The following is a 22,963-nucleotide window of genomic DNA, read 5'->3' as shown; positions in this document are numbered from 1 at the left end:
CTTTCTTAAACCGAAGGACTCTTTAGCTTAATAAGAAATCGCCTTATTCAAATACAACCATTTCTCCGACATCTATAAACCCAAAGCGCTTATAGATATTTTTTCCATCATCTGATGCTTGTAAGACAACGGGTTTTTGTTTATCTTTTGTTTGAGTAAGAAGGTATTGGAACATTTCACTGCCATATCCTTTACCTCTAAATGTTTCTTTTGTCATTACATCATAAATACCATAACTTTCTTTGCTATCTATTAGTAAACCAGTAGATACAGTTATTTCACCGACGCGTCCAATAAACATTTGAATTTCTGAACCTAAATTTACTTCAGAAAACTTATGAAAATAATTTTCTAGCGCATCTTTTTCTGGTGTACCTTCAAATAGGCTTATAAAGACCTCTTTATATTCCTTAAGTTCTTCAAAATTCCCCACACGAGTAATCATAAGCTGATGGGAATTTCTTTGACCGGCATTAAGAGTATTTTCAAGTTTCATCATTACATTACGTTCTGCTTCTTTTAGATTGTATTCTTGCATCAGGTCTTGCCAACCGGCGTTCAAATACCGAGAGTCAATCCACGTACTAAAAGGATATTTTTTTAGAGACATATTTTCTATGCTACTTCTAATATTAAATGCATTTTTTATATGTGACGCTTTCGGCAAAAGTATATTGAATGTATCCGTTGGTATTTCTGTATTCGCCAAAACGAAATCTTCTTCTTTGATAAGTTTTCCATTCACTGCATGAGTAAATATTCTTAATTTTTCTTCCAGATTGTTTATAACTAATTGTTGATTTGCAATCATTTCTTTGCTCCTTCCAATTACATACAGCGCGCGCTTTTTTTATTATAGGGGCAATTTAATAATAATAATAATACATTGTTCACAATTTTTATATCCTCCCATAATTTTCAGAAAACTTAAAGCACACTTGTTTATGTACTCCATAATCTTGCTAATTGTTAAAAAACAACTCACATTGAGAATTATTTTAATTCTTCTTATTCCACTAAAACCCATTAGTTTAAGTACATTTGTTCAAATTATCTTTAATATACAGTCTATCGGATATTCAACAATATGGTCCTTTAATGAAACCGAGCGCAAATTCTTATTACAGAATCGCGCCCTTTAATGGAATAACTCAATTATTTGTTTCTTTACGGTAAATTAGATTAGGTACTAATCGAATATAAATTAGTTCACCTGCAAGTTCAATGAAGTCCAGTCCTTCCCACCTATCAACATACTCTCCTCGATATGCTTTTCTGGCTAAGTTGAGTAATGTCGAATATTCTTTGGGCAGCCGAGGTAAAGCCCATTCTGCAGCCACATCTATTAGAGAAATTTCATCGATAGACACTGTCTGCCACATTCGAGCCAGGCTTAAAATTACATTACGACCATCACCTTTGATACCCTCAATCAACCCAGGTAAAGACTCCTTAATCACTCTGGGGTCAAGTATATCTGAAGCATCAGGACCAAATAGAGAAATGCTATTCTTTCTCGCTTGTGCTAAAACAATAGCTAAATCAGGGTCATAGGTTTGTTCCTAGATTTGTCCTTTCTCAAAATCACTCCTGAGCCACTCACCATAGGTAAATTTATTTCTTGGTAGATATCGCCAAGTTACAACATCGCTATGGTTTATAATCGTAACTTCAAGTGGTCTCACAGAATCTGCATTTCCTATCTTTCCAGATATAAGCATTAGTCTATCTGTTAGTTTTTTTCGAGTTACTTCAGGTAAACTATAATTCAGGACCACTAGGACATCTACATCACTATTAATGCGTAAGCCACCATCTACTGCAGAACCAAATAGATATACCCCGACTATCGAACTTCCAAGCAACTTCTCTACGATTTTTAATGCTTACATCGCTTGTTTTTTGGTATTTTTTCGTTACACAAATCGCTCATCTCACTAACCTCTTTGATGGTATTCTCAAGTTTAGCGGATACAGATGTTTTTTGTACACACCCCTAACGAGAACATACGTTTGTATTTTTCCTTTATATTTTGTATAATAAAATAGAAGTGAATGATAGAGGAGGAGTTTGGATGTATCGACAAGTGGATGATTTTTTAAAGGAATGGGCAGTGGCTGTGGAAGGGACATTGCAAGTATTACAAGCCGTAACAGATGACAAATTAGGACAAAGTATTTCGGAAGGGCATAGTACACTTGGTTGGTTAGGCTGGCATTTAGTAGAAACAACAGGTTATTTTAGTCATTTAGCAGGTTTAACTGTACCAATGATTGGTCAAGATGAACCAGTTCCAGCGACAGCAAGAGAAATTATAGCAGCTTACGAAAAAGCAGCAGAGGCGGTCAAGGAAGAGGTAGCTAAGCTATCAGATGTGGACTTGCTAACAGAAACAGGCATTGCGAGTGTTGCAACAAAAGGTGCATTATTACGTTTCTTAATTGACCACCAAACACATCACCGCGGCCAAATGATGGTGCTATTACGTCAAGCAGGCTTACCAGTACCACCTGTGATGGGCCCAACAAAAGAAATGCAATAACGACAAGATGCCCTCCTGGGTAGTATTACTTAAAGTTAGAGTTTTTATTATGCGGCTGATTTTTTGGTTTGAGTTCGGTATTGCACTGGACTCGAGCCAGCCAATAAAAAGTCCAAAAAACATCCCAGCGAGGACGTGAACAAATTTCCCTTCACGCCTTCGCTTTTCTTTTCCCCTCCATTCCCCACTGTAATATAATAAGAAAACTAAACTAGAGGTAGGTGCGCACATGATCCAATTAACAAACCGCCAGGTACGGCAATTTCTGTTGTTGAAACACGGACTTTTGGACGAATATAAATTTAGCGGGAAGCAGGGCGTATTGGACTTTGCTCGGCAGGTTGGCTGTATTCAATACGACCCCATCGATGTTTGCGGAAAAAACGCCGAATTGGTGTTACAGTCGCGAATCAAAGGATTTACTAAGGGAATGCTCGCCGATTTGCTGTATGAGGATAGAAGCCTTATCGATTATCCCGACAAGAACCTGGCCATTGTCCCTGTCGAGGACTGGCCGTATTTTGAGCGATACAGGCAGGCCGCCCGCCAACATGCCGAACGCTATCCCGAAATGGAAGAGTTGACAGCGCAAGTACGGGCTCATATCCAAAATCACGGTGCACTAAGTTCGGATGATTTAAAGTTGGATGGAGATTTCTCTTGGCAATCGGCCATCCACTGGAGCAGTGGAAACAATTCATCTCGATCAGTGCTGGAACAGATGTATTCGACGGGTGAGTTGATTATCCATCATAAAAAAGGAACGCGTAAATATTACGATATAGCCAAGATGTACATACAACCAAATCTGCTGAGTGCATCAGAGCCGCTGGAAGATGAGCTTGAGCATCATAAGTGGCGGGTACTACGTCGAATCGGCTCGGTTGGTCTCTTATGGAATCGTGCGTCAGATGCATGGTTGAATATATGGGGGCTGAAAGCAGCGCAGCGCAAAGAGGTTTTCCGCCAGCTATTACAAGAAGCTCGCATTGTTGCTGTTGCCGTGGAGCAATTGAAGGATATGCTGTACTGCCTCGTGGAGGATTTACCGCTTATTGAAGCCGTTCTGCAAAATCAGAAGCCGAAATTGCGTTGCGAGCTTATTGCCCCGCTAGATAATTTCATATGGGACAGAAAACTTATTAACGAATTGTTTGACTTTGATTACACCTGGGAGATTTACACGCCTGCAATCAAACGAAAATTTGGCTATTATGTGCTGCCTCTATTATATGGAGAGAGCTTCATTGGACGAGCCGAGATTATCGCGGAGAGAAAAACTGGAACACTCGTTGTTAAAAATATCTGGTACGAGAACGGTGTGAAGCAAACAACACAATTACGAACAGCTTTGAACAGTTGTTTCCAAAAGTTTGCGATATTCAACGAGTGTGAGACAATTTCGGCAGAGTCTATGAACTGATATTTCCTGTATTTGTTTAGAGATAATAAAGTTGTTTACTTTTGAAGTAAAATAATAAGAGCCTTACTACAGTTCGTGTGTAGTAAGGCTCTTTCAAGTTGTTAAAAAATTATTAGATACAATTAGAATTAATAGATTTATAGGTGGGAGAGTGAAAGACATATGTTATTATCCGAAGCATGGAAAAGGTATCATCGCTTACATTAAAAACATATTGTTTTCAATACACTGTTAGCTTAAGAAGAAATACTAAATTGAAGAGCTATCTATACCCCAAACTTTAAAAGTTTCATTTATAGATGTAGTAAACAAAGTCACTTCTAACCCCAAATAATCATCCTCACCCGATGGCAAATGTTCTGTAAGTCTAGTCTTAATCATAATCTGGAATCCCATTGGATTTACGTGTTTAATAAACGAAACAGATTCAATATAATAATTACCTGTTAATTTACTCCGTACAGGAAATGAATTTAAATCTTCACCGTCATCAAAACACAAACTATCATCATTGATATAAGCAAGTACTTCTTTATGAACAATTGACAACATTTCAGTCCATCTTTTAGCTAAGTGTTGATATTGATCTAAGCAAATACCATCATAAAAAGCTATCTTGGGATTTGTACCATTTTCTATTAATTTTAAATTCATATATAACATCCTCTACTACTGTTTTACCCTGAAACTAGCGTCAATTATACTAAGTTCTTCAAGGGTACTTAAAAATCCTTCTTCCACTAACCTGCTCCGTTTCTACAATAAGCAGTTCAACAGAAAAGGGCATTAATCCTTCTTGGATTAATGCCCCAGTTTGCTGAACAAGCAAGTTAAAAATGATGAAACAAAGAATATAATCAAGGATAAAAACAGAGAACAAGATCAAGATGGAGTATAAAGATTGAAAAGTTTTTTATAGGATAACTGGGGATGTCTGTATGCTAAATTCCGGTACCCCATAGCCAACGATTCTTTCTATTTCTGTAAGACATCATTAATACATACTTGAAGCAAGTAGAGTTAGAGCTATATTCTCCCAAGATGGTTGCTTAGGTAGTATTTGATTAGTCTCTAAATAATGTTCATCCATATCATTAACAAAAGATTCCATTGCATTTAAGTAATCTTCAAGTGTTATATTATTCCACTCATTCTTATTATTTTTTAAATCCATTCTCAATTGATTTATGAATTCAATTAAATCTTCTCGACTCTTTACACTTTCTGCTGCACCATAAATTTCCATCCTTAAACCACCTTTTGGAACGTTATTTTGTAACATATCATATCATAAATATTGGTAAAAACAAGCTACAAATAACTACCGTTTTGAATTACAATTCAAAAATAAATAAAAGGTGAAGCCATTGCTCCCCCTTAATTCGTACGATAAATCAAAGATTCTTCAAAAATTAGAAGAAATCCTTTTTGTACTAACCTGCTCCGTTAGTTAAAGTGTAATTCTTCACAATCTCACCTATATGTTAACATAAATATCCAGATCTTTTAAAAGTGGTGTTCAATTATATGGCCCTTTAAATGAAAAAGACGCGTTCCTAAATAAACGCGCCCGATTGTTAAATAACGAATATTAAATCTTGGTATGATATAGACTCGACATTTAATTACATACAGTTATCCATAACGAATATAAGCGCAGTTTTCATACTCAGTTTTATATTAAATTAATCTTCCCCTTTATGAAAACAAGCGCTAATCCTAATTACAAAATATTACTAATAGGGGTAGCACCATGTGTAATTTTAGTCAATTCCAATTAAGTAATTCAACCTAAAATTCTATTCTATATTTTTTTTAGCTGCGTAATCACCATAAAAGTAAGTGTCCCAAAAATCACCATATTTAGGAGTGGCAATTATTGTATATTCCCCATTTTCCTCAACTTCAAACAAAACTACACTATTATGTTCCCATCCCACAAAATGTTTTGAGTCATCTACGAGCATATAGATGCTGTATATTCCCTTTTCTAATACTTCACTTTTTTTGAAGTCATCAATTAATTCTTTGGCGTTTGGAATATTGTGTTTATTTTCATTTATGTCAAACTCAAATTGGAAATTTACCACACCTATTTTCGATGCATACCTTCCATACCTGTCATCACCAATATTATTTCTTGGGTCGCTTGGTACCAATGTAGGTAAAAGTTTAATAGTATCTATCTTTTGTGTCATTTTAAAATCGTCAAGTAGCTCTTGATAATTACCTACACCTATCTCAATATTGTCGTAGGGAAATATTGAAACAGGTCCATTTCTTACTGGTTCATATTCATTAGGGTATTTCACTAAACCATATTTTGTTATTAGCTGTTCAACTACTTGAACTACCTTTGGATGTTGCTCAATATATGCACCCTTGAATTGTGAAAGGTAAATATCGTCATGACTGCCCTTTCCTATAACCTTCAATGTATCCCTATCAATCATTAGGTACGGATAAGCACGATATGGCTCTTTCATTTCTATATATGTTTGATGGTCAATACTTGCAAACCAGTTATTACTTGCCTGAATAACAGAAAACTCACCTTGTATTCCATAGTTTGTTTCTAAATATTCTTGTATTGGTTGATTCAGATCATCTTTAGAGAAACATCCACTAAGAATTAGGATTGATGTACTTGCTAAGATAACTTGAATCAATCTTTTAATACTCTTCATTTCCTAAACTCCATTCCCTAAATTTTGATAATATTATAACATTTTCCGTTAAATAAGCTGCCACATTGGCATAAGTACATTTCTTCACAATCTTAACGAAACAATTAATAAAGTCACTACATAATCTGGCCCTTTAAATGAAAAAGACGCGTTCCTAAATAAACGCGCCCTATTATTGAATAAGCTATTGATGATGTCTTCATAATGTTCATTAGTTTGTTGTAGCGATAATTACGCTGCAGCTTTTTATTTTTTAAAAAGGCAATACATTAAAGGATACCTAAAATCGCTTTTACCCGTTATTTATTTTGGGACAATTACTTCTTTACCACCCATATATGGTCTTAAAACTTCAGGAATTACTACGCTTCCATCTGCTTGTTGGTAGTTTTCTAAAATAGCTGCAACTGTACGTCCAATCGCAAGACCTGAACCGTTTAATGTGTGAACATATTCTGGTTTTGCATTTGGCTCACGACGGAAGCGGATATTTGCTCGTCGTGCTTGGAAATCTTCAAAGTTAGAGCAAGAAGAAATTTCACGGTACATGTTTTGTGCTGGGATCCAAACTTCCAAATCATATTTCTTCGCTGCAGTAAATCCTAAATCAGCAGTACACATTTTTAGTTTACGATACGGTAAGCCTAGTAATTGCAGTACTTTTTCAGCATGACCTGTTAACAACTCTAATTGCTCATATGACTCCTCTGGTTTTACAAAGCGTACTAATTCTACTTTGTTGAATTGGTGCTGACGGATTAAACCACGTGTATCACGACCCGCAGAGCCTGCCTCTGAACGGAAGCACGGACTATAAGAAGCAAAGCCTTGTGGTAAAGCATCAGCCAGTAAAATTTCATCACGATAGAAGTTTGTTACAGATACCTCTGCCGTTGGAATCATGAAATAATCTGTTTCCTCTAATTTAAATAAATCTTCCTCAAATTTAGGGAGATTTCCAGTACCCGTTAAGCTATCACGATTAACAATGACAGGTGGCAGCATTTCCTCATAGCCATGCTCTTCTGCATGTAAATCCATCATAAATGTCATCAGTGCTCGTTCTAAGCGAGCTCCAAGACCGCGGTAAAATAAGAAACGGCTACCTGTTACTTTTGCGCCTCGTTCAAAGTCAACAATCTTCAAATCTGTAGCAAGATCCCAGTGTGCCTTAATGTCAAAATCAAATGTTGGAATTTCGCCCCAAGTATATTCTTCTACATTGTCATCCTCTGTTGTGCCTACTGGTACAGATTCATGTGGAATGTTTGGCAAGCGCATCATCATATCTTTAAATCGCTCTTCTACTTCATTTAGTTGAACATCTAGCTCTTTAATTTCATCGCCAACTTGACGCATACGAGCAATAACTTCATCTGCATTTTCTTTGTTGCGTTTCATAATTGAAATTTGTTCAGATACTTTATTTCGTTCTGCTTTTAATTCTTCTGTTTTAGCAATTAACTCACGACGCTTTGCATCTAAATCCTCAAAATCATCTAAGTTTCCTAAATCTTCATTACGTGTTAATAGCATTTCTTTAATTTCCGCGAAATTATCGCGTACGCGTTTAATATCTAACATAGTCATACCTCCAGTAGTTTAATGATGGGAATTGTTGCATCCTTTAAGTCTTGATGTAATTTCGTCCAGCGGTTTATTCAAAAGTTCCATTTTAAATAAAAATAAACACAAAAAAGCCCCCATCCCTAAAAAGGGACGAGAGCTACCCGCGTTGCCACCCTAATTGATTAGGCATATGCCTAATCCGCTTATTTCATAACGGCATTTCAGCCGGCAACAGCCTACTTACATTACTTCGACTGTGCAACTCCAGGACGGATTCACAAGTGCTTCTATCAGCTTCCACCAACCGCTGACTCTCTAAAAAAAACGTGCTTGTTACTACTTCCCATCATCGTGTTCAGTTATTTAAATTTTAACCATACTGTACTATATGAAAACAAATTTTTCAAGTCATACCATAGGATACAAATTATTCTAGAACTTTTATTACCTTAACAAGATACTCCACAATATGGCCCGTTAAATGAAAAAGACGCGTTCCTAAATAAACGCGCCTGATTGTTGAATATCGTTTTTCAATTAAAGGCCCTATAATTAAGTATAGGAACAATACATAATCTTGAAAAGTACTATAGGAGCCTTGTTTAAAGGAAAATCCAAGAAATGTTGATTTAACAGCATTTCTTGGATTTCGGTCTCTTTCCAAACTTTCATTTGGGAACGTTATTTAATATAGTCATGTATGCTTTATAAGTTCTTGTTGCACTAAAGTGCCCGTTAGCGGAACATTACCTCTGAAGAAATCTTTTCATCGTTGGTAAAGAAATCCACAATAGGGATTTGGATAGGTGTTCTATATGAACGCAAATGCACTTCTGCTGTTGATGATATTCTTGGTTTTAATGTTACAACGTCCTTTGTAACACTTATTGATGAAACCAAAAAGTAAATATCTCTATACTTTTTAAGTTTAGTAAGTACTTTCTTCATACTAACACCTGTAATTTTATCAGTATATTCAACAATTGAAATAGAAGCCTTGTTCAATGGTCTTATCTGATAGCTAATAACGACTTTATATTTTGCCGTTTCCTTTTCCTTATGAACAATTTCCAATTCGGTTTTATATTTTAGCATCATTTTCTTGACCTTTTTTACTATTTCAAAGTCAAGTCCGTCTCTTTCACAAAGGGCACGTAGGACTTCCGTAGTCAATTCAATTTTAAAAATGAATTTTTCATCTGGGTTAAACCTATTGAATTTATTAACGGAAACACCGATGTTAACGTAAATAAACCAATCTTCATTGAGATTTGGTGTAATCTCTACATGACCTTCTTGTAATGAATCAACAAAATTGATGTAAATATGGTCATAATCTCCTGTTTTAAAATCGAATTCACGCAGTTTTCTTGCATATCTGTCTCCAATGTAAGGAATATCAAAGTGATAATCTTCTACTCCATAATACCTTATATCAATTATTGTTTTGTTTTTCATAAGAACTCCTAATAAAATTTTTGCCCTGCTTCAATGCTTCCGTTTCAACTATTCTGCCAGTTAGTTCAACGAGGCACCGATCCCTATATTGGAGCAGTATCGAGCTATCGTTCTCCGTTAGCGTAACGTGTTTTTTATCTCACTAAGTTCCTTTAACAGATAGTTGGATAATTGTTTATTTTGGGGATCGTCTCTATCCTTGAAATTAGCACCTCCAAAAAAATCATAGTGAATATTCATAATCCGCTTTTTTACTTCTTCTTCCTTTTGAGTGCATTTTATCTCATAAAAATCATTTAATCGTTGCAGCTCTGACTGAGGGAAACCAATGAACTCAATACCTACTTCAAAAAGAAAAATGATTTCTAAGGCATTTTCCTTGAACTCATCGTTGTAAGTTGACTCATCATGCGATCTCATCATACACCCCACTTCAACTATCCTGCCTCGTTCGTATTATAAGGTCAGCCAGATATTTCTGGTTGACCATTTTTTATATAGTTTTATTATAGCAGTAGCCAGGGTAGAACGTATCTGCTCGCGGGGCATGATCCCGTCAACTAAACCGTTCGCCCCCTACTTGCAGAAACATGATTGAGGCTGGTTGGGACTTAGATCTCGTATAACAAGCGAAGCTAAGACACTGCATGGAGGATTAGGGGTAACTGGCAAATATGATTCTAGGAGGAGATTAAGAATGAATCCAGTCGTTGGTCTGTATATTTCAAAAGGAGAAAGTCAGGTTCAGGCATTCTTAGATAAAGGCAAACCGTATCGTAAAAGTTTTAAGGTAACAGGTGGGGATCTCTATCACCCACGACTGGGTGGCTTCGCCACTTAGCCTTGCAGGGTTGTCTGCCTGATTCCACTTCTTCGAAATGCTTTGGGCAGACCAAGGAGCGTAGCGACGCGGTGTAGATATGATGTTAGGCGATGCTCTCGTCCGTTTCAATTACTCCTACATTGAATCTATCCACATTACAAATTCCCTTATACAGTCTTCTGGATTGATATCCTGGTTAATTTCTATAAATCTTTCATAATACTCTAGTTCATGAATAATTAATGGTAAGGCTTTATTGAATTTTCCAATAATCACACCTTCATTGTGTAATCGTTTAACAACATTTTTAATTATTTCATAGAAATCTTCTACTATTCTTTCTCCTAATTCTAAAGTTCGATCAAAATCCTCTTCCTCATCTGTATCCGTATAAAACCATTGTGATTCTCCGACCCATTGATCCCTTAATTGTAGTTCTTCTTTGTTAGTACCTTCGTTGTTCTCTCCAATCACGATTTCTTCGTTCTGTAGCCAAAAAGCATAATTCCACTTCGCTTCACATTCATCAGTGGCTTGTGAAATATTAAACGTCAAATTAGAGTTTGTATTGTACCCCAAAGTAAGCCTAGGCTTTCTCATATCGTCTAATTCACAATCAATATAAAACGACAATACATAAATATCTTTGATAATATCATCACACCAACCATCAATCCGTTTCTTAACTTTGTCATAAATTATTTGTTCTAAATTATTCATTTCTGTCCCTCCATAATATTTAAGGTCTTAGAACTTCACTTCATTTTTTATAATGTCCTTCGAGAGTTTCGCCTAACGTTAGTGTATCTACGAACCCGAAAGGCTTAAAGGAGCGTAGCGACTGGGTGGCTTCGCTACTTAGCCTTGCAGGATTGTCTGCTGAATTTTCTTCCCCGAAAATTCTCCTGCAGACCAAGGGGGCTCCTTTATTCCAATTACTTTTCTCAAGTTTAGACATTTTTCTAAAGAATTTCATTTTTCCCCTCCACAATATACCTTGTATCCGTACAGTTCTATTAATGCACTTTAGCCATCCCACTATACTTAAATATAATACCATTATTTTACCAAAAACTATGATTCCTTATTCAACTAAACTGCTGCGTTAGTTGAAGTATAACCCCCAAAGCGTCGTTTGGAACCTTTTTTGTTAAAGAATGTTATTCAACAATCTGGCCCGTTTGTTGAATAAAACATCCTGCATATCAACACAGGATGTTTAATCAAACTTTATTATAAATGATTAATCTTAGTTATAAACAATCAAATTTTTTTATAAAAATACAAAAACCAGCATTTGATCGGTTCTACAAATAAGGCCAACTTTTAGAATGATTTTAATTTAGAAGCGTTATTCAATTAAGTGGCCCTTTCCATGGAGAAAGACGCTTTCCTTATTCAGAAAAGCGCCCAATTATAGAATAACAACTTACAATATTTTCGAGTTGTTCATTAGTATTCTATTAGTTATTAATGCCACTCTAACATAATTAAAAACTAAAAAATGTTTTGTTCATTCAATTTAGTGGAATAGATTGAATGTGAATATATATAGGAGGGATAAATAATGACAGTCAAATTGACAGTAGAAAACGTAGTACAGGCGAAACAAGAAGTGGAGAAATTAGAAGCGCAAGGATATCTTCGAGATAACATTTACATCTTTGCGCACTATGAAGAACGTGAAGAGGATATTAACGAAGCACTCGGGACAGAAGAAGCTGGTATTAGCGAGCAAGGGTTCCTGACTTCTATGAAGAACCTGGTGAATTCCCGTGGAGATGAACTTCGCAATAAATTAGCTTCTGTCGGATTAAGTGAATCGGAAGCTGCTCAATTCGAAAAGGAACTGGATACAGGCAAATTGGTCATAGTTGCCAATAAGTAAAAGCAAACCCGGGAATCTCATCCCGGGTTTGTTTTTCATTTTACAAGTCCTCCTCGGTATTCCGTGAACTCTGTATTCCAGATAGCCTTTCAACCAAGTCAGTAAAAAACCATCCTTCTCTATTGTCAATGATCTGCTCGAGGAAATTTAGAGTCTTAACAATAAGGCCCTTTAAAAGGAAAAAACGCTTCCTAAATAAACGCGCCCTATTGTGGAAGATAATAAGCACATCTCTTCTTTAACTAACTTATCATTAGTAGAAGATTCTATCTCCTAAAACCCAATAGTTTTTCGGGGAAAATAATTATTTAATCCATATAATTAAATGTATGATTGGACTTTGTAATATTCAATATCATGCGCTGTTCCTGTCTAGAGCTTTTCTCGATATAAGTAAATATGATGAAATATTCCACACTCTCATCTGCTAGTACTACTATTTTATTACCAAATTAGCCGTTTCACTCGGATGGTTAAGAGGAAAATGATGACCATATGGAACAAAATCAACCTTACCCAGGTGCGAAGGAGCAGAATAGCCTCTATCATAATCCCCCCAAATAATGCGAAGATTATACTTTGTTACTTCATTGAAATCACCTTGACCGGTTTTCAAAAGTAAACGGTTAAGCTGAACCGTAGTATTTAAAATTCTAGGAGAAGTAAAACTTTTACTTATTTTTTCAATATACTGTTGAGGGATACTCTCCGTACTTTCAAATAAACCATTACTTAATAAATAACGCTCTATCAAATTAGTAGTTGCCATTTTCAATGTCCATTTGTTCATAAATTGAGGAACATGTATCGATTTAGTATTCTTTTTAGCAACAGGTGGCTGAAGTAAAGTAATTGTATACTTCTTATCTATGTACTTTTGTACTAATGCTTCCAAAAGAATATACGCACCAAATGAATGGCCAATTAGATGGGCACCGTTAGAAGCTTTCTCCAATAACTTTTTCACTACATTCAAATAGATATTTATAAGATTTTTCTCTCGTTTAAAAGGAGAACGTCCCAAACCTGGAAGGTCCAAGATCCATACAGGTCGACCCGTTTTTTCATGAAGCTCTTTCCCTAATGGAAATAAATCCTCTCCATCACTTAATAAACCATGTAATAAAATAAACGGTTTCCCCTCTCCTTGTAATTGGTAAAGGGTATTGTTATCGCATAATGTTCGCTCAAATAAATGATGATGCTCACCATTTTGATACATCAATCGATAATCCAGATCAGCTACTACGGCAGGGAAAAAGTTCATGACACTCATCTTATTAAACCAATCTCCCCCCCTCATGTTTTTCACCGAAACATTTGAAAATGTTCGTTTTGTTATAAAATTCAGTCCATCAGAAGGAATGTTTGTTATTTTACTTACTCCACTTTTCATTATTGTTTTCATAAGCGGCATTGGAACAGAGATTTTTGGTGCCCTCATATTCATACTTTCCGACATAACACTTAATAATTCAGCAATGTTCGGATCGTTCTCTTTGTCATCAACAAGTGTATATGTTTGAATAGCCGGCTGCTCCAATTTGAAAACCTGCACAATAAACTTCGCAAACTCATCGTTTGAAATCAATGGCAACCTATATCCCTTACCTCCAGGAATCACTGGCATGAGCCCTCTTCGCATACTTGTCACAAGCAAACCTAATCCTGCTATCTGCTCTGTACTCCCTGTTTTACTACTACCAACTACGGTTGGTGGATTAATTACTGAAAGCGGATAACCTACTGTTGATGCCTGCTGACGGATATAAAGATCTGCTAAAAACTTTGTTCTCTCATATGGGTTTTTTATTTTCAAAAAATTGTTTCCTTCTTTAAACACATCTATCGCAATCTTGCTATTTTTATCATCAAAGGGACTCATATAGCCTACTACATGAATAAATTGTTGCAATCCCTTCAATCGATGAATATTTTTAGCGAATTCACTAATATGTTGGGCACCATTCAAAAATACGGAAGCTGCATCTTTACTTGTCGCTTGAATATCCATGGGACCACCTGCGTGAATAATCACATCCGTTTTCAATACCAACTCCTTATCTTCAGCACTTAGACCTAAGTCTAATTTCGTCAAATCACCTTCAATAAAGTGCATCACTGCCTCTTTTAAGATGCCTCTTTCTTGAAAAATGCGTGTTGCTTTACTTTTCGATCTCACTAATAGAAGAATTGTAACGTGCTCATCTTTGGCTAATTCTTTCACTAATTGCTTTCCAATAAAACCTGTTCCACCTGTTAAAAATACTGTTTTCATATAAATCCTCCTTTTAGTACTATTCAGTACTAATTTATTGTGAAAAAAAATGCTTCTTTTATCGAAGCAAGTTAAAAAAATGATCTGCTGTTTTCATGATGACAGTTGCATCCTGCAGTGTTTCTGAAATAAATAGCGCTCCTTCAAGATTTGTAATAAAAAGAGGTGCAACCTCGTCAATATTAATTGTCTTTCTAAATTCACCATTCTCTACTCCTTGTTTAAGTAATAGAGAAACTTTTGTTTGTAATCCTATAAAGAAAAGACCTATTTTTTCTTTTACTTTTGTGGCATTTGTTGGGCTTTGAATATAAAGCGTAATAAATGGACAGCTCCCCTTATATTCTCTCGTCTGAACTCCTTGTGATAATTGCTTTAAAAACAATTGGATACGATCTTCAACTAATAATTGGTTTTGAGATAGTAAGCCATCAATTGCAGATTGATACATTTCAATCCAATAATCAACGACCCCTTCCAACAATTCTTCCTTATTAGAGAAGTGATAATACACATTAGACTTTGATACTTTGCTTACACGAACTAATTCATCCATGCTTGTATAAGCAAATCCTTTTTCTAAAAATAATGTTGCAGCTACTTCAATCACACGTTTTTGATTCATTAATTTTACCTTTGTCATAATTAGTACTGTACAGTACTATAATAGGTATTGCAAGTATTTTTGTTAGTTTAATAAAAAATTGATCAAAAAAGCTAAACTTTAATGGACTTTACTGCTAAAAATTAATCTGATTTTGAACAAAGTTGAACTGAACCACAAAACTGTTTGGGATGGCTTGCAATTCTTCACTTGTGTTATAACGCTAGGTTCATATATTTTTGAAATCTAACTACAGCATTATTCTCTAGTAGTCTTTATTTTCAGCATAACGAAATAATGAGAAAAAATGTTAAGTTCCGAAGAGATATTGCTCTTGACGTTATGAAACGTATCGAGATTCAGTAACACGTACCTTTACCCGTCTCGATCGCTCTCACAGCGCAAAATATTTTACATAATACAGAATGAATACCTCATTGATTTTCTACAACTATAGACTTCAGCTTTTACTTATTCCTACAATATTTGTATGTATTAAATAACTCATAATACTATCCGTATTTGACTAAACCATCTACAAAATCAATTCATGATAATAAAAAGTTGATAAGGTGAAACACACCATATCAATTTTTTATCCTTTGTAAACTACCCATGAGTTGTTGTTGTTGTTCTATATGGACAAGAACTTTGCGTCCATCCCATTTCTCTTCTTAGTTTTTAAAAGGACTGCTAGCTTTCGCTAACAGTCGAATTTTTAACAACATGTATTTGATTGATTAACAAGATTAATACTACATACCCCTGTTTCTGGTAATTCCAATTCCACACGTTTCGACGCTTCTTCATCTCCTGATAAATAGGCTGTTATTGAACGAACTTGTTCATAACCTGTGGCCATTAAGAATGTAGGTGCGCGACCATAACTTTTTGCACCGACAATGTAGAAGTTCTTTTCTGGTTGTCTTAGTATTTCTTCTCCATGCGCTCTTACTGTTCCGCAACTATGCTCATTAGGGTCAATTAGTGGCGCTAATGCTTGCACACTTTCTGTTGCTGAATCAATCGAAAGGCGTAATTCACTGTTAATTGATAGGTCTGGTCTATTTCCCGCATTGACAATAAGCTCTTCAAATCCTGTTAATACTTTTTGTTCTCCGTTTATAGTACCAAAAATATGGATGTTCTCTTCTTTCTTCACCTGTGAGATATAGAAAGGTGTTATTACTTCAACCTTACCAGTATCCACTAATTCGTGAATGCGAACACCGAGTGCGCCACGTGCTGCTAATGCATCTTTTTCTTCGCCACCATAGGCTTCTTCAACAGATTTTTTACGCATAATCCACACTAGCTTTGTTGATGGGTTCTCGTCTTGTAATTCCGCAAGTGTCAATAATGTATTGATAGCTGAATGGCCACCACCAATAACTGCAATCTTCTTATTGGCATAACGCTTAGTATTCATATTTATGTCTGGGATACCATATTCAATGTGATCTGCTAAAGCTTTTTCATTTTGGAGCCATATACCTGTAGAATTTGCTGGGTTGGGATTTCCCCATGTACCCGTCACATCAATAACAGCTCTTGCTTCAATCACACGGATGTCATTCTCTTGTTCAATATAAATAATAAAGGACTGTTCTACACGATTTTTTGTCTTCATCTTATCATTAAATTGTCGTGAAATTCCTACCACTTTTGAGTTCAACTGAATGTGAGGCTTTATTTGCATTAGATTAGACAATGGTTTTAAATATAGATCAATTAATTCATGTCCTGTCGGTAACGTATCTAAATTAGGTTCTTCCCAATCGGAGGCATCTAATATAGCCTTAGCAGCTTTATTGATGTTATATCGCCATGGTGAAAATAAAGTAACATGCCCCCAAGTCCGAATATTGTGCGCTACTTCATGCCCAGCTTCTAATAAAATAAAGGCTTGCTTGTGTTCCACTAAATGAGCAGCTGCAGCTAATCCAATGGGGCCTGCACCAATTATGGCAATCGGTAAATTTTTTATATTCTTCTGTACTTTAATTTCCTTAGTAGTAGTACAACAAGATCCATTTTGGTTGATTATTTTTAGTGTTTTCATCATTCACTTCTCCACTTTTTTCTTTATATAAGCATTTTCTTATATAAAAAATACTTTTTTACGTCTAGCCACGTAGCTAGACGTTTAAGCTTTGCATGTAATTAACACATTTCAATTTCACATATCATTTGCTCATTTTTTACTAGCATTTTCAAATTGCCATCATGACCTAATGCCGTAACAATCCATATCTCAGAAATCAATAGCGAAATCTTTAGCGAGATGCAATGAGTATAGATATTAATTTATTTGCCCATCCTTTAGCCACCGGACTACTGCATGAGTTCCAGTACACAAGAAGTAAGCAATTCCGTTTTATTAATCGGTTTTGTGTCATAATATAGTTCAATATTTAATAGTTTTAAAGTATTTTTTCTGCCAGCGTAAGGCAACCCATACAAGTCCAATGAGGACTGGCACTTCCACTAGTGGCCCAATAACAGCGGCAAATGCCACGCCACTATGCAGGCCAAACACACCCACTGCAACAGCAATGGCTAACTCGAAGTTGTTGCTTGCAGCTGTAAAAGAAAGAGCTGCTGTGACAGGATAAGATGCCCCAACTTTACGGGAAGAGAAGAACGACACAGCAAACATGATCACAAAGTAAATAAATAATGGAATAGCAATTCGCACAACATCAAGTGGCAGTTCTACTAATTGCTCACCCTTTAATGCAAACATCATCACAATCGTGAACAGCAGTGCAATTAAAGTAAGTGGTGAAATTTTCGGTAAGAACTTTTCTTCATACCACTGTTTTCCTTTTGCTTTAATCCCAATCCATCGTGTGAGGAACCCTGCAGCAAATGGTATCCCTAGGTAAATTAGAACGCTCTTTGTAATCTCCCACATAGAAATGGATACATTGAAATTCTCTAAACCAAACCAACCAGGCAATACATTTAAGAAAAAGTAAGCAAAGATAGAGTATGTTAGAATTTGGAAAATTGAGTTAAATGCAACTAAACCAGCTACATATTCGCGATCTCCACGCGCTAAATCATTCCACACAATCACCATGGCAATACATCGAGCTAAGCCAATCATAATGAGTCCAGCCATATATTCTGGGTAATCATGTAAGAAGATAATCGCTAAAAAGAACATGAGGAACGGGCCTAGTAACCAATTTTGTAAAAGTGATAGTAATAGCACTTTCCAATCCTTAAACACTCGCCACATTTCTTCATACTTTACTTTCGCTAATGGTGGATACATCATGACAATTAACCCTATAGCAATCGGTATGGACGTTGTGCCAATAGACATGGACTCTAACGCTTCCCCAACATTAGGCAAGGTGATACTTAATACAACACCTATCCCCATCGCAACGAATATCCAAAGGGTAAGGTAACGATCTAAAAAGGAAAGCTGTTTTGTTAAAGATTCATTACTCATTATCAGTTCCCCCTACATGGCAACAATCTGTGCCACAGTTGCACCCGTTTAAAGGTTGAATTTGTTCTAAAACACCCTTCATCAGTGGTGTTTGATCCTCTACTAAACGGTAATGTTTCCAAGTCCCTACTTTTCGTTCCGTAATAATGCCTGCCTCCTTCAATTTTCGTAGATGTTGACTAACTGCTGGTTGTGATATTCCTAGCACATCCACAAAATCACATACACATACCTCCCCATTTTTCATGCATGCAAGTAATTTAATACGATTTAAATCAGCTGCTGCTTTTAGTTGTTTTTCAATTAGTGTGTTTTCCATTTATCTGCTCTCCTTATATAACTATTTGCTTATATATTATTTTAAATAAAATCACCTCGTTAAAGAAAGGTGAATTAATCCATATATAACTATATTCTTATATTATGATTTAATGTTTTGAATTGCAACAGATATTTACCCCATTTGAAAATTTCTTTTTCAACCATTTAAATTTCCCCTATACAACCTTACATTACCACAATATCCCATGTGAATTATTCCATTAAACTGCACTGTTAGTAAAAAAGCGTCTTCACTTGTTGTAAGTTAAAGGGGAAAGTTTCACAAATAATAAAAAATAGATTATACTGGACTAAATAACATACTCAAAAAGGAGCATTTCTATGACCGAGAATAATCAATCTGAGGTACCCCCAAAAAAAATCAGCCTGCAAGAGGCAGTGAAACAGCAGCTTGAAAACAAAAAGAACCGTTCCTCTGTTAATCAAGGAAAAATGAATCACGACCTTTCAACAAAAAAAATGAAAAGCCAGCAAACTAAAAAAACAAGCAATACCCGTAGAAAAATGGGTGTCTAATATACGGACAATATCGGAAAGACATATAACAGGAAAAGCTATTAATATTGTTAAAAAAAGGTTGGAAAAAGGGAAAATTACCAGAGATATCATTTAAGATATTTTTAACAAATCAGGCAACCTTCCCCACGGTATTAAAGTTAGGCTAACAGATGGACAGGTTGGACGCATACAGGAAATCCACTCTAAATAAAAGAAGTGAAAAAGCATTCAAGGGTAAACTATTCCCTGTATGCTTTTTCACTTCTTTTATTCTTTTCATTTTATAGCTGATGTAGCTATATGCCACGGTAGTTTAAGTGAACACCTCATAAACCCTTCACTCATAACCATTTTCGTAAAATAGGTTACTCCCTTAATTGAAATATACCTTCTTTTATTTCATTAATTGAAGCCTATCCATAAGAGATTCGTATAAACTGCTACAGGCTTTTATGACTAAGTCAACATTGCTTTAACGAACGATGAGACAATGTACTTGTAGAATTCTTCCTCGGTGACGAATTGAGACTGATACTGCTGGTGAATCAGCTCGCTCATCTGAAAGCCGTAGCACGTCGAGAGAAAAGACATGGCGGCAAGACGCGAATCCTGATTCGGTATGATTTTTTTCTTCTGCAGTCGTTCAAAATATTCAACCAGCAAAGAGTGCAGCTTCACCGGCGGCTCGGCCAGCACTCTGTCTAATTCAGGAAATATTCCTTTTTCGCGGATGCCAATCAAAATAATATCCGTATTTTTATGGAAAAACAAGCGGTACTGCTGGCTTACATTCAGCAGATCAACTTCCGGATTATCGGTTGCTTCCTCCATTAGCAGTTTCTCAAATTGCGGGATATCCGAATGCCTTTCAATGATTGCTTCTAGTATGCCTTGCTTGCTTCCAAAATGACGGAAAATTGTAGATTCATTGACTGTAGCTTCCGCTGCAATGGCTTTAGTGCTTACTCCCCGATAGCCATTCTTTTTTATGAGCCGTGTCGCGGCTTCGATAATTCTGTCTGAAGTATGCATTGTATTACTCCTTTTGCATATGTTAAACCTTATTATACAACAAGTTATTCATACACAATAGGTTCGGGGGTTCATCATCTTCCTAAACGTTTATTTAAGGTAAATCACTTCTTCTTTCCCAGCGACTAGCTTCCGTAATCTTGACATTATCAGGCACCAATTGCGTGAGCGTTCCTAAATTATCGAACGTAATCCGGATTCGGTCAGAGGGCAACAGCCATTGCTCGGTCTCGATTGCGCAGCAATCCGGTATCGTCCCCATTCCTATAATCGTGCCCGGGAGCGGCGTGAAAACTTTGAGAACCTCCTCCATCACCTTCGCAGGGTGCGCGGAATACTCGGATGTGCTTCCCTTCCAGTGCAGTCTCTCTCCGATTCGTACATCCACATCCAGTGCCAGCGGGTTATCGATTTCATCCGGTGTAACCAGAAATGGTCCTATTCCTTTGCTGTTATCAAAATCTTTGCACCGCGTTGGTCCGGTCAACGCCTGAAAATCTGGCCACTGCACATCGCGAGCAGTACTGTCGTTAAAAATTACATAACCAGCAATACAGTTCCCCTTCCCTGTAACAAAGGCCAGCTCCGGTTCGATATCCAGATAAGAAGAATACGAAGGCCAATGAATTGTAGCCCCATCGCCAATCAATGCATTATGGTTACATTTGTAATAACTGAAGGTTACTTTATTCGGTTCTTGCTGGAATTTTTCCGCAATTTTTTGTATAAACTCTTCTCTTTCCGCTCCTGTGTATTCTCTTTGCAGCAGATTTACGCCAGCATTTTTCAGATGTCTTGGCGTCAGCCCGAAATCAATAAGTGCAGCCGGTTTCAAAATAGGTGGCAGCAATTTTACTGCTGTAATTGGACAGATTTCATTTTCATTGAATTGATGCAGCTGTCTAACAGCATATTGCATCAGCTTCTTAGCGGCAGTATGGCTTGCCGGCAAATGTTGTAGATAGCTGTCCATACTTTGTAGACTGTCAACGAATGTCCCCTGCTTTTTCATGATTGCGGCAAAAGACACGACAAATTCCTCGTTAATGACAAGCCCCAAAAAATATTCCTTCGAAGTTTCAGTGTGATAGGTTACCAGTTTCATGTTTGTAGCGCCTCCATCCATGTAGTGTGATGTTGTTCAGTTATTAGCATATTACATTGAGTAAATGCACGCAAGTGCTCGCTTGCTTTTTATTTTCTATTCTCTATAATAAAGATGTAGTCAGTGTGACTAACTCAAAAAAACATATATGCAAAGGAGAATTGTTATGCAGTATAGAAGTATTATCCAAAAACCCCGGGTTAAATTTTTTGAAGTCGCAGATGGCGTCTTTGCTGGTATTTCGCCGTATCGTGGCATTAGTTGGGCCAATGCTGGGTTTATCAACAAAGGTGAAGGCTTGGTGTATGACACGTTCTTTGATCTGTTCCATGCGCAAGAAATGCGAGATGCTTTTAAGGAAGTAAGCAATGGCGGCTCTCCCGCCTATGTAGTGAACTCGCACTATAACAGCGACCATACCTGGGGGAACAAAGTGTTTGAAGAAGCCTGCATTATTATGCACAAGGAAGCGGCTAGGGAGCGTCTTACTGAGAATATCGCGTGGATGGATAGCGTCATCAAAAGAGGGAAGAATTCTCCGGAATCGACTCAGGGAGAGCAGTTTTTTGCAGCGGAATTTGAAGGATTTGACCTGGAGGGCGTAGAATGGGTGCACCCGAATATTGAGATAAAGGACGATATCAACATACGGCTTGGCGATACGGAGGTTATGATTTACAATGTAGCTCCGGCCCACTCTGACAGTGACTTGCTGTTGTGGATGCCTAAAGAAAAGGTACTGTTCGCTGGCGATGTCGTGTTTAACGGTTGTACGGCATACAGTGAAGAAGGAACTCTCAACTGGATAAAAGTACTTGATCGCATTATTGATGACATTAAACCTGAAATCGTTGTTCCAGGACATGGTGCCATATGCGGCCTAGACTTCGTGAAGGAACAGAGAGACTACCTCTTGAACTTGATAAGCGAGTTCAACAAACATTACAATGACGAGATTGATTCCCTGTCCCTGACTAAGGAAATCGATATTTCTCGCTTCCTTCATTGGATTCAGCCAGAACGTTTGTATGTTACGGTGGATATTCTCTTAAAAAGTAAACGTGGCTTGCCATCTCTTCCAAATTGGAATGAGGTTCCTACAAAACTGGAAGACATGAAAGCTTTTTTATCCGAGAAATATGGCGATCAAATCAAGCCATGGGACCCTATGAGCGTGTGGCAAGTATAGCGTATGCATCCTCCTAAAGACGCATGAATATCCATCAGAATAATTTGTGGCATTAGTA

General features: G+C 36.6%; 22 protein-coding genes, 1 pseudogene and 1 other annotated feature. Of the genes and pseudogenes, 7 read left to right on the top strand and 16 right to left on the bottom strand.

The window, feature by feature from the left end; translation table 11 throughout:
* Positions 1-43: 43 nt before the first annotated feature.
* The gene (locus tag KVT27_RS08685; protein WP_217581149.1) at positions 44-811 is read right to left on the bottom strand and encodes a GNAT family N-acetyltransferase; all 768 of its coding nucleotides are present in this window, start codon (positions 809-811) and stop codon (positions 44-46) included.
* Between the two features lie 340 nt (positions 812-1,151).
* A pseudogene (locus KVT27_RS08680) lies at positions 1,152-1,933 on the bottom strand (aminoglycoside adenylyltransferase family protein).
* A 142-nt stretch (positions 1,934-2,075) separates the two neighbouring features.
* Between KVT27_RS08680 and KVT27_RS08675 the strand changes: the two are divergent.
* Together KVT27_RS08675 and KVT27_RS08670 are read left to right on the top strand one after the other, a co-directional pair.
* Positions 2,076-2,543, top strand: a complete 468-nt coding sequence (locus tag KVT27_RS08675) for a DinB family protein (protein WP_036148398.1) — start codon at positions 2,076-2,078, stop codon at positions 2,541-2,543.
* Positions 2,544-2,772: 229 nt separating this feature from the next.
* Complete coding sequence (locus KVT27_RS08670; protein WP_217581148.1) at positions 2,773-3,966, top strand: winged helix-turn-helix domain-containing protein; 1,194 nt, start codon at positions 2,773-2,775, stop codon at positions 3,964-3,966.
* Between the two features lie 249 nt (positions 3,967-4,215).
* Here KVT27_RS08670 and KVT27_RS08665 read toward each other — a convergent pair whose 3' ends face one another.
* The 6 genes from KVT27_RS08665 to KVT27_RS08640 form a co-directional block, all read right to left on the bottom strand.
* Positions 4,216-4,620, bottom strand: coding sequence for a hypothetical protein (locus KVT27_RS08665; protein ID WP_036125940.1), 405 nt, complete (start codon positions 4,618-4,620; stop codon positions 4,216-4,218).
* Between the two features lie 340 nt (positions 4,621-4,960).
* A complete protein-coding gene (locus KVT27_RS08660; protein WP_036125939.1) occupies positions 4,961-5,212 on the bottom strand; it encodes a DUF7660 family protein in 252 nt (83 codons plus the stop codon).
* A 553-nt stretch (positions 5,213-5,765) separates the two neighbouring features.
* The gene (locus KVT27_RS08655) at positions 5,766-6,653 is read right to left on the bottom strand and encodes a hypothetical protein (RefSeq protein WP_036216126.1); all 888 of its coding nucleotides are present in this window, start codon (positions 6,651-6,653) and stop codon (positions 5,766-5,768) included.
* 303 nt (positions 6,654-6,956) lie between these two features.
* Positions 6,957-8,237: a serine--tRNA ligase gene (gene serS, locus KVT27_RS08650; RefSeq protein ID WP_036125936.1), complete on the bottom strand. Its 1,281-nt coding sequence runs from the start codon at positions 8,235-8,237 to the stop codon at positions 6,957-6,959.
* A 128-nt stretch (positions 8,238-8,365) separates the two neighbouring features.
* Positions 8,366-8,581, bottom strand: a binding site (T-box leader).
* A 376-nt stretch (positions 8,582-8,957) separates the two neighbouring features.
* Entirely contained in the window at positions 8,958-9,680 is a 723-nt protein-coding gene (locus KVT27_RS08645; protein WP_208704230.1) for a hypothetical protein, read from the bottom strand.
* A 117-nt stretch (positions 9,681-9,797) separates the two neighbouring features.
* On the bottom strand, positions 9,798-10,112 hold the full coding sequence (locus KVT27_RS08640; RefSeq protein WP_208996546.1) for a hypothetical protein: 315 nt from the start codon (positions 10,110-10,112) through the stop codon (positions 9,798-9,800).
* Between the two features lie 265 nt (positions 10,113-10,377).
* Between KVT27_RS08640 and KVT27_RS08635 the strand changes: the two genes are divergently transcribed.
* Positions 10,378-10,521, top strand: a complete 144-nt coding sequence (locus tag KVT27_RS08635) for a hypothetical protein (RefSeq protein ID WP_162531422.1) — start codon at positions 10,378-10,380, stop codon at positions 10,519-10,521.
* A gap of 117 nt (positions 10,522-10,638) precedes the next feature.
* On the opposite strand, the gene KVT27_RS08630 is transcribed toward KVT27_RS08635, so the two are convergent.
* Entirely contained in the window at positions 10,639-11,223 is a 585-nt protein-coding gene (locus tag KVT27_RS08630) for a hypothetical protein (RefSeq protein WP_036125929.1), read from the bottom strand.
* An 847-nt stretch (positions 11,224-12,070) separates the two neighbouring features.
* Here KVT27_RS08630 and KVT27_RS08625 point away from each other — a divergent pair.
* Positions 12,071-12,391, top strand: a complete 321-nt coding sequence (locus tag KVT27_RS08625; protein ID WP_036125300.1) for a YflT domain-containing protein — start codon at positions 12,071-12,073, stop codon at positions 12,389-12,391.
* A 436-nt stretch (positions 12,392-12,827) separates the two neighbouring features.
* On the opposite strand, the gene KVT27_RS08620 is transcribed toward KVT27_RS08625, so the two are convergent.
* The 5 genes from KVT27_RS08620 to KVT27_RS08600 all read right to left on the bottom strand — a co-directional run bounded on the left by KVT27_RS08620 (position 12,828) and on the right by KVT27_RS08600 (position 19,058).
* Positions 12,828-14,669 (bottom strand): alpha/beta fold hydrolase, encoded by a 1,842-nt coding sequence (locus tag KVT27_RS08620; protein WP_208704232.1) that lies wholly within the window; start codon positions 14,667-14,669, stop codon positions 12,828-12,830.
* Positions 14,670-14,727: 58 nt separating this feature from the next.
* The gene (locus KVT27_RS08615) at positions 14,728-15,294 is read right to left on the bottom strand and encodes a TetR/AcrR family transcriptional regulator (protein ID WP_036125925.1); all 567 of its coding nucleotides are present in this window, start codon (positions 15,292-15,294) and stop codon (positions 14,728-14,730) included.
* Positions 15,295-15,991: 697 nt separating this feature from the next.
* Positions 15,992-17,335 carry an NAD(P)-binding domain-containing protein gene (locus tag KVT27_RS08610; RefSeq protein ID WP_217581147.1) on the bottom strand — a complete coding sequence of 448 codons (1,344 nt, stop codon included), beginning with the start codon at positions 17,333-17,335 and terminating at the stop codon, positions 15,992-15,994.
* A gap of 345 nt (positions 17,336-17,680) precedes the next feature.
* Positions 17,681-18,739, bottom strand: a complete 1,059-nt coding sequence (arsB, locus tag KVT27_RS08605; protein ID WP_217581146.1) for an ACR3 family arsenite efflux transporter — start codon at positions 18,737-18,739, stop codon at positions 17,681-17,683.
* A complete protein-coding gene (locus KVT27_RS08600; RefSeq protein ID WP_036148382.1) occupies positions 18,732-19,058 on the bottom strand; it encodes an ArsR/SmtB family transcription factor in 327 nt (108 codons plus the stop codon). The genes arsB and KVT27_RS08600 overlap by 8 nt, the downstream gene beginning before the upstream one ends.
* A 344-nt stretch (positions 19,059-19,402) precedes the next feature.
* Here KVT27_RS08600 and KVT27_RS08595 point away from each other — a divergent pair, with 344 nt between their 5' ends.
* A complete protein-coding gene (locus KVT27_RS08595) occupies positions 19,403-19,597 on the top strand; it encodes a hypothetical protein (RefSeq protein ID WP_036125918.1) in 195 nt (64 codons plus the stop codon).
* Positions 19,598-19,697: 100 nt separating this feature from the next.
* Positions 19,698-19,790, top strand: a complete 93-nt coding sequence (locus KVT27_RS27320; protein WP_225316197.1) for a DUF2196 domain-containing protein — start codon at positions 19,698-19,700, stop codon at positions 19,788-19,790.
* Positions 19,791-20,035: 245 nt separating this feature from the next.
* On the opposite strand, the gene KVT27_RS08585 is transcribed toward KVT27_RS27320, so the two are convergent.
* Positions 20,036-20,611 carry a TetR/AcrR family transcriptional regulator gene (locus tag KVT27_RS08585; protein ID WP_036148379.1) on the bottom strand — a complete coding sequence of 192 codons (576 nt, stop codon included), beginning with the start codon at positions 20,609-20,611 and terminating at the stop codon, positions 20,036-20,038.
* Positions 20,612-20,705: 94 nt separating this feature from the next.
* Complete coding sequence (locus KVT27_RS08580) at positions 20,706-21,716, bottom strand: fumarylacetoacetate hydrolase family protein (protein ID WP_217581145.1); 1,011 nt, start codon at positions 21,714-21,716, stop codon at positions 20,706-20,708.
* 166 nt (positions 21,717-21,882) lie between these two features.
* On the opposite strand from KVT27_RS08580, the gene KVT27_RS08575 reads away from it, so the two are divergent.
* Positions 21,883-22,905, top strand: a complete 1,023-nt coding sequence (locus KVT27_RS08575) for an MBL fold metallo-hydrolase (RefSeq protein ID WP_036148376.1) — start codon at positions 21,883-21,885, stop codon at positions 22,903-22,905.
* The last annotated feature ends 58 nt before the right edge of the window (positions 22,906-22,963 follow it).

This window comes from Lysinibacillus sp. GbtcB16, from assembly GCF_019091145.1.
GTDB classification, from domain to species: Bacteria; Bacillota; Bacilli; order Bacillales_A; family Planococcaceae; genus Lysinibacillus; species Lysinibacillus fusiformis.
The sequence above is the reverse complement of the archived record's forward strand: the minus strand, read 5'-3'. Positions and strand labels throughout refer to the sequence as shown.